At 60.5% G+C, this 11,889-nt stretch carries 14 protein-coding genes; 3 read left to right on the top strand and 11 right to left on the bottom strand.

Translation table 11 applies throughout. From position 1 onward, the window contains the following. Positions 1-45: 45 nt before the first annotated feature. The 9 genes from VJ698_RS07650 to VJ698_RS07610 all read right to left on the bottom strand — a co-directional run bounded on the left by VJ698_RS07650 (position 46) and on the right by VJ698_RS07610 (position 7,013). A complete protein-coding gene (locus VJ698_RS07650) occupies positions 46-363 on the bottom strand; it encodes a DUF4148 domain-containing protein (protein ID WP_324102126.1) in 318 nt (105 codons plus the stop codon). A gap of 237 nt (positions 364-600) precedes the next feature. Further along, positions 601-1,071 carry a hypothetical protein gene (locus VJ698_RS07645; RefSeq protein ID WP_324102125.1) on the bottom strand — a complete coding sequence of 157 codons (471 nt, stop codon included), beginning with the start codon at positions 1,069-1,071 and terminating at the stop codon, positions 601-603. Positions 1,072-1,527: 456 nt separating this feature from the next. Beyond that, positions 1,528-1,884 (bottom strand): copper-binding protein, encoded by a 357-nt coding sequence (locus tag VJ698_RS07640; RefSeq protein WP_324102124.1) that lies wholly within the window; start codon positions 1,882-1,884, stop codon positions 1,528-1,530. A 16-nt stretch (positions 1,885-1,900) separates the two neighbouring features. After that, positions 1,901-2,350 (bottom strand): DUF411 domain-containing protein, encoded by a 450-nt coding sequence (locus tag VJ698_RS07635; protein ID WP_324102123.1) that lies wholly within the window; start codon positions 2,348-2,350, stop codon positions 1,901-1,903. 3 nt (positions 2,351-2,353) lie between these two features. Then, positions 2,354-2,836, bottom strand: a complete 483-nt coding sequence (locus VJ698_RS07630; protein ID WP_414691130.1) for a cupredoxin domain-containing protein — start codon at positions 2,834-2,836, stop codon at positions 2,354-2,356. Between the two features lie 19 nt (positions 2,837-2,855). Then, complete coding sequence (locus VJ698_RS07625) at positions 2,856-4,133, bottom strand: copper oxidase (RefSeq protein ID WP_324102121.1); 1,278 nt, start codon at positions 4,131-4,133, stop codon at positions 2,856-2,858. A 24-nt stretch (positions 4,134-4,157) separates the two neighbouring features. Next, positions 4,158-5,555, bottom strand: a complete 1,398-nt coding sequence (locus tag VJ698_RS07620; RefSeq protein WP_324102120.1) for a TolC family protein — start codon at positions 5,553-5,555, stop codon at positions 4,158-4,160. A 120-nt stretch (positions 5,556-5,675) separates the two neighbouring features. Next, complete coding sequence (locus VJ698_RS07615; RefSeq protein ID WP_324102119.1) at positions 5,676-5,903, bottom strand: hypothetical protein; 228 nt, start codon at positions 5,901-5,903, stop codon at positions 5,676-5,678. Positions 5,904-6,197: 294 nt separating this feature from the next. Then, complete coding sequence (locus tag VJ698_RS07610) at positions 6,198-7,013, bottom strand: nucleotidyltransferase (RefSeq protein WP_324102118.1); 816 nt, start codon at positions 7,011-7,013, stop codon at positions 6,198-6,200. Between the two features lie 166 nt (positions 7,014-7,179). On the opposite strand from VJ698_RS07610, the gene VJ698_RS07605 reads away from it, so the two are divergent. Beyond that, positions 7,180-7,929, top strand: coding sequence for a metallophosphoesterase family protein (locus VJ698_RS07605; protein ID WP_324102117.1), 750 nt, complete (start codon positions 7,180-7,182; stop codon positions 7,927-7,929). 20 nt (positions 7,930-7,949) lie between these two features. Here VJ698_RS07605 and VJ698_RS07600 read toward each other — a convergent pair whose 3' ends face one another. Continuing rightward, positions 7,950-8,453 carry a hypothetical protein gene (locus VJ698_RS07600; protein ID WP_324102116.1) on the bottom strand — a complete coding sequence of 168 codons (504 nt, stop codon included), beginning with the start codon at positions 8,451-8,453 and terminating at the stop codon, positions 7,950-7,952. 296 nt (positions 8,454-8,749) lie between these two features. Next, entirely contained in the window at positions 8,750-8,920 is a 171-nt protein-coding gene (locus VJ698_RS07595; RefSeq protein ID WP_324102115.1) for a hypothetical protein, read from the bottom strand. Positions 8,921-9,485: 565 nt separating this feature from the next. Between VJ698_RS07595 and VJ698_RS07590 the strand changes: the two genes are divergently transcribed. Both VJ698_RS07590 and VJ698_RS07585 read left to right on the top strand, forming a co-directional pair. Then, positions 9,486-10,145, top strand: coding sequence for a response regulator (locus VJ698_RS07590; protein WP_324102114.1), 660 nt, complete (start codon positions 9,486-9,488; stop codon positions 10,143-10,145). Beyond that, complete coding sequence (locus VJ698_RS07585) at positions 10,145-11,488, top strand: ATP-binding protein (protein ID WP_324102113.1); 1,344 nt, start codon at positions 10,145-10,147, stop codon at positions 11,486-11,488. Before VJ698_RS07590 ends, VJ698_RS07585 begins: the two co-directional genes overlap by 1 nt. Positions 11,489-11,889 lie beyond the last annotated feature (401 nt).

Below are 11,889 nucleotides of genomic sequence, written 5' to 3'. Positions count from 1 at the left end.
ACTCCCGATTCGGGAAGGGCATCGGGAGCTTTCGGGTGGGGTGGATTATTGGCCGCTGGAGTACTCCGTCTGGCGTTGCAGATCTTTCGCCGCCGCCAGTGCTTCTGCGCGGACTTCGGCGCGGGACCGCATTTTTTGGATGACGGGCAGGCGCGGGTAATCGGATTCTTCGTTGTAGCCGATCTTCGCTTGCGCACGGTCGACGACGAGTTCATCGATGACTTGCGCGCGCGTCTTGGTGGAGACGAAGTTGCTGAAGTCCACCCAGTTATCACCGCCTGCGTTGCCTGCGTGCGCAGTGAGCGTGCCGAGCGAGAAGAGGGCGCTGAGGGCGAGTGTGGTAGCGAGTGTACGTGATTTCATGATGTGCTCCCTGGTAGATGGATCGAGTGAAGTTGCCTGGATCAGCGTGTTTCGTCTTGCTTATCCATGACTCCAGTGTAGGAGGGGAGCACCGACAGAATCGTGACGGGATGATTACAAGTTTGTCATCCGGGCGCGCAACCGCCATTGGCTAAGGTGGAAACACCGTGCAGCGCCGGTGGATGCTGGCGCTGCACGTGCGTTGATGACGCAAGATGGGCCGGTACGGCGTGCGTGCTAACGACCAGAACTCATCGCTGGCCGGTATTCGAATTCCGCAATGACCGGTTCCTGCGCCCCCTTCGATGAGCGCATGATGTGCAGCGATATGCGGTAGGGCCCGCTGCTCGGCGAGAAATCGAAGAAATTGCCATAGGTGATCGTGTTGTTGATCTCCATCGGCGGCAATGCTCTTGTCGTCGGCGTAAGGCCAAGGGGCGCCACGGTAGCGACCACCGTCGCGTCGTTGATCCGCTCACCGGTCCTTGCGTCGGCCAGGGACACGACGAGGTGATGCGAGCCTGCATGGAACAACCTGGCAAATCCGTTCGAGTCATGCAGGACATTCGCCTTGACCGCCGCCGACGCGGGGGCAATGCCATAATAGATTTGAATCCCGTTGGCGACGACTGACTGGCCGGCCGCATGGGCGAAGGTTGCTGCGAGCGTACAAAGCGCGAATAGGGCGCATCGACAAAGGTGTTTCATGGCTCCTCCAGAGGCAAGTTGACCATCGATGGCTGCATGAGAGACATCACGTAACCATCCCTGTCCATCCCGTTTCTTGCGGGATGATTGAATTCTGTCCGGCGGCGACCCCATCTTGGTGGTTCGTCATGCGCCAGTCGAACTGATGATCTGCCCCGGGCGGGGAATAGTGCTGTCAGAGCCCTGAAGGCCCGGAGGGAACTACCAAATCGAGAGCCACGCACGTCCTGCGTCGTGCGATGTGTCGCCGTCGGCGTACTCGTTCAATTTAGTAACCATTTCAAGAATAGGGTTGATCTTTATCAACCGTTTTCAATGACAAGTTGATGCAAGGGAACGCCAACGATCGCTGCCGCGATCGAAGAGCGTTGCAGAGAGGCACTTCTGTGGAGGAGGGAAAGGCGGGCGCGCAATGAGCCGCGGACTGCGCGCCGCTTGACGCCCCCCAGACGCTTCTTACTTGGCGACTTCCAACTTCGTCACCGTGAGGGCGCCATTCACCTTGTCGGCCGTGAACCTGACCTTGTCGCCCTGCTTGACCTGGTCGAGCATGGCTGGATCCTTCGCACGGAAAACCATGGTCATGTTCGGCATGCCAAGATTCTCAATCGGGCCGTGCTTGATCGTGATCTTGCCGGCTTCCTTGTCGACCTTCTTGATTTCGCCTTCTGTCATCGCGGACGCTTTGGCCGCCACCGGCATCACCATGGCACCGTGGTCGTGCATGTGGTTGTGTTCGTTCGCGGCAAATGCCGGCGCAGTGAAGGCGAGGGCGCAGGCGGAGAGCAGTGCAAGCCGGGAGAGTTGTTTCATGGTGGTTTCCTTTCTGTTATTTCCCATTGTAGTGACGATAAGTTGAGTAACTGCCGTCCGTCTTCACCAGAAGAACATCATAGGGAATGCTGCGATCCCCTTCCATGCCCGGTGATCCCGGCGGCATTGACGGTACTGCCAATCCTTTCACATTCTTGCGCTCCGCCAGAAGTCGCTTGATCTCGCTGGCTGGCACATGACCTTCAATCGCATATCCCTGCACGGTCGCGGTATGGCAGGAACCGAGTGCATCCGGAATGCCGAATTTTGCGCGATAGTCCGATGTGTTGGCCACTTCATGGACTTTGACGGTGAAGCCGTTTTCTTCGAGGTGCTTCACCCAGCCGGTGCAGCATCCGCACGAAGGGTTCTTGTAGACCTCGACCACCGGCAGCGCGGCCGAGGCAACCAGGTGAACACCCAGTGCGCCGGCGAGCACGGCTTGCAGTAGTGTGCGACGTTCCATGATTTACCTTTCGATGACAGAAATCGTGCCGGACATACCGGCCTCGAAATGGCCGGGAACCAGACAGGCAAACTGGAATTGTCCCGGCTTGTTGAAATTCCACACGAGCTCTTCGGACGTGCCGGCCTTCACATGGGCCATGTGAGGCTCGTCATGCTCCATCTCGGGAAACTTCTTCATCAGAGCGGCATGTTCCTGGAGTTCTTCCGGTGTGCCGATCACCATTTCATGCAGCATCTGTCCCTTGTTGGTGACAATGAATCGGACGGTCTCGCCGCGCCTGATCTTGATCTTGTCCGGCGCGAAGCGCATGTCGTCACCCATGCTGATCTTGATGGTTCGCGTCACCTTGGCAGGGTCGCCCGCGATGCCGAACGGTGTTTGCTCGGCTGTCGCCGGATCGAATGCTTTCCTCGCGTGATGACCGCTACCATGGGCATGCGCCAGCGGTGCGACGAGTGACAGGGCAAGGCTAGCTGCTAACAGAAATTTCACGTGTTTTCCTTTACTTCAGTTCGTAGGCGACAGTTCCGGCAGGGTGTTTGTACCAGCCCGGATCCTTGTAGTCGCCCGGTGCTTGATTCTTGCGTATCTTCACCGTGGTAAACATGCCGCCCATTTCGATCGCGCCGTAAGGGCCAGTCCCGGTCATCATCGGCAGCGTGTTGTCCGGCAGGGGCATTTCCATTTCGCCCATGTCGGCCATGCCGCGGTCGCCCATCACCATATAGTCGGGAATCAGCTTGATGATCTTGTTGGCAAGCTTGCGCTGGTCGACGCCGATCATGGTCGGCACATTGTGCCCCATTGCATTCATTGTGTGATGTGCCTTGTGGCAGTGGAAGGACCAGTCGCCCGGCTCGGTGGCATCGAATTCGATCGCGCGCATCTGGCCAACGGCGATGTCCGTCGTCACCTCCGGCCAGCGCGCCGATTTCGGTACCCAGCCGCCGTCGGTTCCGGTCACTTCGAACTCATGCCCGTGCAGGTGCATGGGGTGGTTCGTCATGGTCAGGTTGCCGATGCGAACGCGCACACGATCGCCCTGGCGGCACACGAGCGGGTCGATGCCGGGGAATGCGCGGCTGTTCCAGGTCCACAGATTGAAGTCAAGCATGGTGTTGACTCTCGGCGTGGAGCTGCCGGGATCGATGTCGTAGGCGTTGAGCAGGAAGGCAAAATCGCGATCCACACGGTGCTCCGCCGGATTCCGCGGATGCGTGATCCACAGACCCATCATCCCCATCGCCATCTGCGTCATTTCATCCGCATGCGGGTGGTACATGAAAGTGCCGGCGCGCCGCGCTTCGAATGCATAGACATACGTCTTGCCCGGCGGGATCTGCGGCTGCGTCAGGCCGCCTACGCCATCCATGCCGTTCGGCAGACGCTGGCCGTGCCAGTGGATGGTGGTGTGCTCGGGCAGCTTGTTGGTGACGAAGATGCGGACCTTGTCGCCTTCGACGACCTCGATGGTCGGGCCGGGGCTGGAGCCGTTGTAGCCCCACAAGGTCGCCTTCATGCCGGGCGCGATCTCACGGATCACCGGTTCGGCGACGAGATGAAATTCCTTCCAGCCGTCTTTCATGCGCCACGGCGCGCTCCATCCGTTCAGGGTGACGACCGGATGAAAGGGGCGACCGTTCGGCGGCGTGGCGGGCGGCAACGTGTTCGCGTGCTGCACGATGGCCGGCTCGGGAATGGATGCGGCGCCGGCCTTGCTGACGAGGCCGGCACCCAGCACCGTGGCGGCTCCTGCGAGGAATCCTCTGCGGGATAGCATTGATGTTTCCTTTCTTCGATCCTGTTATTCCGCTGCCGAGGACGGCCCGCGCAATGCAAGCGGCGAATCGCCGCTGCCGTTGATCGCCTGCAGCAGCGCGGTGTCGGCGAGCCAGTAGTCGCGCTGCGCTTCGATCGAAGCATTGACGCTCGCGATCTGCGTGCGCGCATCGGCCAGCAGTTCGAATACGCTGGCCAGCATGCCGTTGTAGCGCAGCTGCATTTCCTCGGAAATCTTCTTGCGCAAGGGGACGACCTCGTCGCGATAATGTCTCGCCAAATCATAGCTGGTGCGATAGGCAGAGTAGGCTTCGCGCACTTGTGAGCGGGCGCGCACCGCGATGTCGGCGGTGCGATGCACGGATTGCATGTACACGGCTTCCGCGCGCGTTGTCTTCGCGCCGCTCCAGTCGAACAGCGGCAGCTCCAGTTCGACCTGGTAGCCATTGCTGCGCGGCGAGCCGCTCTGGCTCTTGTTCCTGTAGCCGGCATCGAACACATTGATGAAGCCAGTGGTGCGCGTCAGGCCGAGCGCGCTTGCCGTGGCGTCCGCATTGCGTCTTGCCACTTGCACATCGAGCCGCTGTTGCAGGGCTTGCGCCTCGATGTTCGCCGCGTCGCGGGGCGCCTGCGGCAGTTCGGGCAGGCGGTCCGGCAAAGCGTAGGTGGTGCGTTTTCCCGACAGGCCGAGCAGCCGCGTGAGCTGTTCACGCGACGCGTTCGCATTGTGCCTGGCGCGCGCGAACTGGGCGGTGGCATCGGCATGAAACGCCTGTTCGCGTGCCTGTTCGAGCTTGCTCCAGTTGCCCGCGCGCGCCATGCCCTCGGCAAGCTCCGCGCCGGCTTCTGCGGCATCCTTGACCTGTTCCATGTACTGCACAGTCTGTTGCGCTGCAACTGCGGTGAAATAGGCGCGACGCGTGTCGGCAGCCAGTTTCACCGCATCGGCCGCAGCCTGCAGTTTGGCCTGCTCGAAACGCCGCTGTTCGACACCACGCCGCATCGGCATGGTGAGCAATCCGACAAGGTCAAACATGATGCTGCGCTCGATCTCGACGTCCTCGCCGCCGCGCAGGCGGCCGAAGGAAATGCCCGGGTTCCTCAGGCGTCCGGCCTGGACCAGGTCCGCTTCGGCGATGCCAAGTTCGGAGAGAGAAGCCTGCAGGCCGGAATTGTTGAGCAGTGCAATGCGTACTGCCGTGTCCGCGCTCAAGGGTTGCGCGAGCAACGGGTCGAGCGTTGCGTCCCGGGCAGCCGCGTCTTCCGGCCGCGTTCGCTCGACAACTTGTCCGGTCCGTTCTCGCGTCAACGCCGAGACGTCCGTCATGCCGCCGTCCGCGGAAAAGCTTGCGCAACCGCCGAGCAGCAGGATTGATGCCAAAACTGCAACAGATGTCAATGGAGGATGGAATGTCCGATTCATCAATTCCTCGTGTTCACAAGACGCCCGTCTCCAGGCAGGAGCGGGTATGGCGTGTTCAGGATTGTGTCGTCGCAGCGAATGTCTTCCGGGCTGGCCGGCTGTACGCGACTGCTGACTGGATCAGGCGACGAGATGCCGTGGCGGACGCTTCAGGCGTTCGGGGAAATGGATCGGATAGGGAGGCGACTGGGGCAGGGGGCTGGCAATGCTGGCAGTGTGAACCGGAGTCCAATCAAGGCTCGAGGGCAGCATTGCCGTGCCGATGCAGCAGGCCGCGCAGGCGCTGCATGTTGACGCGGAAAAATGCTTGTCCTGGTGCTGCATGGATGCGCCGTCCGCATCATGCATGTGCGAAGCGCCTACGGCCTGCGCATGATGATGCTCGTGTCCGCCGATGTCAGTACGAGGGGAGTTTTCATGATGCACCGGCATTGCGCCAAATACATGTCGGTGCGTGCCACCGCAGGAACGGTCCACGGCCGCAGCAAAGCCTTGCACCGGAAGGGCAAAAGCAAGCAGCCACAACAAAAGGATCCGTAAAGTGCAGTTCATCGCTGCAGTGTAGCACGGGTTCCGGCAGCAGGGCGGTGGACGGTTGGAATGTTGAATTCCGTACAATCACGGATGGGAATGGCATTGCAATCAGTGCTTGTGCCGAATGGCTTCCGTCCAGATGTGGGTTTCGTGTTCCGACATCGGCCCGTCGGGAGCAAGGCGCGCGTCCCGGTAACCCCATTGTTCGATATCGGGCAGGAACTGCTCGCGCGACAGCAGCGTTCCGAGGCACATGCGTTGCTCGGATGGCGGTGTATGGGTGTCGGCGCGCAAGCGATCCAGCAGTTCATCCATCACCCATGCCGGCACCAGGTCGCGTTCGTCTGGGTAGATGAATCCGAACAGGATCAGATGGCTCAACAGGACGCGCCAGTGCGCATCGAAACGTTGCAGCAGGCGCGGCCAGTCAAGCCGTTCGGCGCAGGTCCGCAGCATGTGCGCAATATCCGCACCGTCGAAACGTTCACGCTCCATGATGAAGGACTTCGACCAGATCATTTCTTCGGGAGGGGAGATACGGATCGGCACGCCGAGCATGTCGATTTGCGGCGCATGCCTGAACCAGTCGTCGTCCACCTCGGCCACACCATTGCCGGAACTGAAAATGAGGTCGATGAAATCCCCGTTGAAATACAGCTTGCCGAGCCAGTGTGGATAGGTCAGTTCGGTCTTGTACCCCATGTTCTGCAGCGCATCGCTGATTGCCTGGAAATCACGGCGGCTGATGAACAGGTCGAGGTCCTTGGTGTCGCGCAAGATCCCGGTGTAATGATGGAATGCATAGGCGCCGCCAACGAGGAAGGGAATGCCCGACGCGTTCAATGCATTCAGGACATGCCTGTAAAACGCCGCAGTGCCTTGTTGTGAGATATGGCTTGCCGGCATCGAAGTAGAAGCTTGCATTCGGACCATCCAGGCAAGGGCGGAAGCGGGCCCCGGCGGAATCATGACATGCAATAAACCGCGTGCAAGAGACATGCCATCGGGACAAAGCGATGACCGGTACAAGTTTTGCACTTCCCGGCAGTTTGTGACTCGAAGCACAAACAGCAAAAAGGAGCGCATGGTGATGTCCCAGGAATCGATTCGTCTCGCGGCTGTAGGTGATCTTCATTGCACCAAGACATCCGGGAGCGAGTTGCGCTGGCTCTTCGCGCAGGCAGCGGAAAGCGCCGACATTCTTCTCTTGTGCGGCGACTTGACGGACTACGGCTTGCCGGAAGAGACGCATGTACTCGCGGAAGCTTTGTCGCTCGCGCGCATTCCGGCGGTGGCTGTTCTCGGCAACCATGATTTCGAATCCGGCCAACAGGATGAGGTGCGCCGCATTCTCATGGGCGCCGGCGTGCACATGCTGGACGGAGAGGCCTGCGAGATTCACGGCATCAGTTTCGCAGGTGTCAAGGGTTTCGCGGGCGGTTATGGCCGGCGCGCGCTCGGTCCGTGGGGCGAGATGACGATCAAGCACTTCGTCAACGAGGCAATCCAGGAAGCATTGAAGTTCGAATCCTCGCTCGCGAAACTGCGCACCAGCCAGCGCATCGGCGTGCTGCACTATTCACCGATCCAGGCGACCGTGGAAGGCGAGCCGATCGAGATCTTTCCCTTCCTCGGCACAAGCCGCCTTGAAGAACCCTTGATCCGCTATCCGGTGCAGGCAGTCTTCCACGGCCACGCGCATCGCGGCCAGCCCGAAGGAAAAACGGCTAACAACATTCCGGTCTACAACGTGGCGAAACCGCTCCTGCAGCGCACCTTCCCCGACCGGCCACCGTTCCGGATTGTTGAAATTCCAAAATCGGAAGCTGTCAGTATGTAAGATTGACAGGGATTCGATTTTCAGGAGGCATGGGCCGGGCGCTCCAGCGCGTCGTAGATCGCGGCGGCGGACATGCCGAAGATCAGGTGTGCGACCACGGCGGCCCAGCCCCGCATGTTGGCAAACCAGGGAAAGACGCGCTCCAGCCCGTAAAAGTTGATCAGGTAGATCGCCAGCCCGAACACCGCCCCGACGAGCAGGGACAGGGCCATGCTGGAGTCGAAACGGAAAGGCGCGATGATGGCGCCGAGTATCAGTCCGAGGATGATGCCCAAAAGATAGTGGACCGCAAGTGCAGTCGCCACGATGCCAACATTGAAGTCGGTTGATTGCAGTGCGTCGCGCCCCAGCACGATCGCGGCAATCATGTGCGGTGTTGACCAGGGATTGCCGCCGACCCTTGTTGCCGACCATACCAGTTCCAGCACCATCAGGATTGCGCCGGCGGCGAAGCCGGCAACGCCGGCAGCAAGCCAGTCCGGCGTGCGTTGCTCCCAGCGATGGGATTGCGTGCGAATTTCCATGACGACCTCCAGAATGCGCAAGACTTCACTTGTTCGACGCATGCGAAATGCAGGGAACAAGATGGAAGTGTAGTGCGCGCGTGAGGCGCGGGAAGAGGTTCGAAACGGAATGTTCGGGTGGATCAAGGCGGCGTGCGAAAGACATGCCGCCTGCGCTCAGACATTCGCTCCCGGAGTTGCCGGCAGAAATGCCTTGGAGACGCCATTTTCATGGCGAAGCGAGGAATGAAAAAACTGAAAATGACAATCCGGCAGCGCGCGGTGTTGGCGGCCGCGCGCCGGATTTCATTTCTTTCTTATCGCCGGCCGAACCTGCCGAAGCGATCCAGCCTTTCCTGCTCGGCACGCTGCATCCGGTCGAGGTTGCGGCCTTGCGGACGAAGCGACCTGTGCGCGCCGCTTCCAGCCTTGCCGGAAGTCGAAACGATCGGACGGGCGGTGTAGGATGTGGCTGCTTTTTCAGGCATGACATGTCTCCCTTTAAAATCTGAACTACGCAAATGTGCGGCGCGCCGGAATGGGGATGAGAATGGCGCGAGGAAATCTTGCCACGGTAAACTTAGGCCACGCTTAAAACCGGCATATCGGCTGAAAACCCAGGATTCGCGCGGCTTTCGGCTTGATTTTTTGTCTTTAGAATTGCCGCCGGACATGGATTTTGCGCAGATCAAAAGATGCTTTTCAAAATCGGTAAAAAGGTGGAAAATCCACCCGCAGTGTAAAAAATCCATCTCGGAGAAGGTGGGAGAGAGACAATCAAGCAAGCCCGCGCCCGGAAGGCGCGGGCTTTCTTATTTCTGCCAGTGTCGTTCGCTGTTTGTTCGTGCTTGTTCGCTGCTTGGTATCATCCATGCGGCCGCCAAGTCTTGGCAGCGATGTCGTGATGGCATGTCGAAATCGAAAGACATCCTTGCAAGGACGCCAATCTGACGGCGCGGCCCTGCATCGCAAACCTTGCAGCTCCCTGCAGGGCGCGCCTACAATCCCTCAACCCTTCCATACGGCAAACGGACTTTTTCCCGCGCACTACCGATGAAAGTACTCCTCGTTGAAGACGATGCCATGATTGGCGAGAACATCCAGATCGCTCTGGACGGCGAAGGCATTGCCGTCGACTGGGTGAAGGATGGCGCAGCCGCCGAGACCGCGCTCGCCGCCTATGCCTATGACGCCTTGCTGCTGGACCTCGGGCTTCCGCAGAAGGACGGCATCGACGTCCTGCGCGGCCTGCGCGCGAAGGGCAATTCCTTGCCTGTCATGGTGGTGACTGCGCGCGACACCGTCGAACAGCGTGTGCAGGGATTGAATACCGGTGCCGATGACTATCTCGTCAAGCCGTTCGACCTGGAGGAGCTGATCGCGCGCCTGCATGCGCTGGTACGACGCGCCCGGGGCGGCGGCGATCCGCTCTATCGGAAAGGTGACGTAGCGATCAATCCCGTGACGCGCCAGGTGCTGGTCGCGGAGCGGCAGGTGGTCCTTTCCTCGCGCGAGTGGGCCATTCTCGATACGCTGGTGGCGCGCCCCGGCGCCATCTTTTCGCGCGCCCAACTGGAGGAACGCCTGTACGGCTGGTCGGGCGAGGTGGAGAGCAATGCGGTGGAGGTCTACATCCACGGACTGCGCAAGAAGCTAGGCCAGCAATTCATCATCAACGTCCGCGGCCTCGGATATATGGTCGAAAAAATTTGATGCAATCATTACGCATACGATTGATCCTGCTGCTCGGCGTCGCGATTACGATCGCGGCCGGCGTGCAGTTCGTCGCATCCTTCCGCGAAGCCATGGACAAGGCGAACATGCTGTTCGACTACCACATGGAACAGATGGCGCTTGCGCTGCAGGACAGCGCGGTGCAGCAGTCGGACTGGTACAAGGCGCCATCCGATGACAACGACTTCGACTTCGTGATCCAGATCTGGACCGACGACGGCGTGCGTGTCTATCAGTCGCGCGCCTACCGCACCTTGCCGGAGCGCGGCTCGCTCGGCTATTCGACAGTCACGCTCGACAACGGCGACTGGCGCATCTATGCGGTGCACAGGGAGACGCGGGTGATCCAGGTGGCGCAGAAGATGGATTCGCGGCGCGACCGCGCGATCTCGCTGGCCTGGCATTCGGTGTGGCCGGTGCTGCCGGTATCGCTGCTGCTGTTCGTGGCGGCGTGGTGGGTGGTGACCTCGGCACTGGAACCGCTGAACCGCATCGGACAGGACCTTGCCAATCGCCACGCGGGTGAGCTCGCCCCGGTGTCCGACAAGGGTGTGCCGAAGGAAGTCTCACTGCTGGTGGCGGAGCTCAATTCGCTGCTGGCGCGCATGGCATGGGCGCTGCATTCACAGCAGCGCTTCGTGGCCGACGCAGCCCATGAGCTGCGCTCGCCGCTCACGGCGCTCAAGCTGCAGGTGCAGACACTCGCGCGCGCCAGGGACGAGAGCGCCCGCAACCAGGCGATTGGCCGCCTGCTGGGCGGAGTCGACCGGGCGTCGCGGCTGGTCGAGCAATTGCTGGTGCTGGCGCGGCAGGATCCGCTGGTCGAAGCGGAAGAGCCGGGCATCGTTTCGCTTAACAGCTGCGTGGCGCATGCAGCCAATGACGTTGCCCCGTTTGCGCAATCTCGGCACATCGACGTGCGCTACGGGGATTTTGCGGAGGTGGACATGCGCGGCGATGCCGAAGCCCTGCGCATACTGGTGCGCAACCTGCTTGATAACGCAGTCCGCTATACCCCGGAACACGGGCAGGTCCGCATTGGCCTGCTGGCGGACGGATCGGTGGCACGCCTGGCCGTCGAGGATTCGGGCGCAGGCATCATCGAGGAAAACCGGGAGAGGGTGTTCGACCGTTTCTATCGGGTCCCCGGCACGTCGCCGAACGGCAGCGGACTCGGCCTCGCAATTGTGAAAACGATTGCCGACAAGCACGGAGCGGAGGTGGAACTCGGAACATCCGCGCTCGGCGGATTGCTGGTGACGATCACGTTCCCGCTCGAGGGTGCAGCGCCCTCGATCCCCGCACCAGCCGCGGCGGCCTGATTCGCCGCTGGCAATGCGTTTGGCGACAGGTGAGTCAGGTGCATTGCTCGAAAGCTTGTCGGACAGATTCCGTGCGGAGAGACCGCGATCCGATGGCGGCGTCCCGCCGCGCGTCCTGACCTTTACTCGCGCGGACGGCGAACGCCTTGTTTTTCGTCGATTTTAAGTTTCTCCTAAGTTTCCTCGTGCATCATGGCAACCAATGAAGTTCGCCTTGATCCCCTCGGGCCCGCGCAATTTTTCTGACGGGCTGTCATTTTTCCCGTATCCGGGCCAGCAGCCTGGTTGACCGGATATCGAATGCAGGTGCGTGCCACCTCGATCGATGAATGATTTACAGCAGTGAAAAGGAAATTACCGGCCTTTTCTTAACCCCCCCTTGACCGGGGGGGTATTTTTCG

Origin of the sequence: Noviherbaspirillum sp., assembly GCF_035254685.1 — a bacterium.
Taxonomy (GTDB): domain Bacteria; phylum Pseudomonadota; class Gammaproteobacteria; order Burkholderiales; family Burkholderiaceae_D; genus Noviherbaspirillum.
The sequence above is the reverse complement of the archived record's forward strand: the minus strand, read 5'-3'. Positions and strand labels throughout refer to the sequence as shown.

Coding starts and splice junctions, on each gene's coding strand:
- VJ698_RS07650 (WP_324102126.1), bottom strand. CDS start 363: ATGAAATCACGTACACTCGCTACCACACTCGCCCTCAGCGCCCTCTTC.
- VJ698_RS07645 (WP_324102125.1), bottom strand. CDS start 1,071: ATGAAACACCTTTGTCGATGCGCCCTATTCGCGCTTTGTACGCTCGCA.
- VJ698_RS07640 (WP_324102124.1), bottom strand. CDS start 1,884: ATGAAACAACTCTCCCGGCTTGCACTGCTCTCCGCCTGCGCCCTCGCC.
- VJ698_RS07635 (WP_324102123.1), bottom strand. CDS start 2,350: ATGGAACGTCGCACACTACTGCAAGCCGTGCTCGCCGGCGCACTGGGT.
- VJ698_RS07625 (WP_324102121.1), bottom strand. CDS start 4,133: ATGCTATCCCGCAGAGGATTCCTCGCAGGAGCCGCCACGGTGCTGGGT.
- VJ698_RS07620 (WP_324102120.1), bottom strand. CDS start 5,555: ATGAATCGGACATTCCATCCTCCATTGACATCTGTTGCAGTTTTGGCA.
- VJ698_RS07615 (WP_324102119.1), bottom strand. CDS start 5,903: ATGCATGATGCGGACGGCGCATCCATGCAGCACCAGGACAAGCATTTT.
- VJ698_RS07610 (WP_324102118.1), bottom strand. CDS start 7,013: ATGCAAGCTTCTACTTCGATGCCGGCAAGCCATATCTCACAACAAGGC.
- VJ698_RS07605 (WP_324102117.1), top strand. CDS start 7,180: ATGTCCCAGGAATCGATTCGTCTCGCGGCTGTAGGTGATCTTCATTGC.
- VJ698_RS07600 (WP_324102116.1), bottom strand. CDS start 8,453: ATGGAAATTCGCACGCAATCCCATCGCTGGGAGCAACGCACGCCGGAC.
- VJ698_RS07595 (WP_324102115.1), bottom strand. CDS start 8,920: ATGCCTGAAAAAGCAGCCACATCCTACACCGCCCGTCCGATCGTTTCG.
- VJ698_RS07590 (WP_324102114.1), top strand. CDS start 9,486: ATGAAAGTACTCCTCGTTGAAGACGATGCCATGATTGGCGAGAACATC.
- VJ698_RS07585 (WP_324102113.1), top strand. CDS start 10,145: ATGCAATCATTACGCATACGATTGATCCTGCTGCTCGGCGTCGCGATT.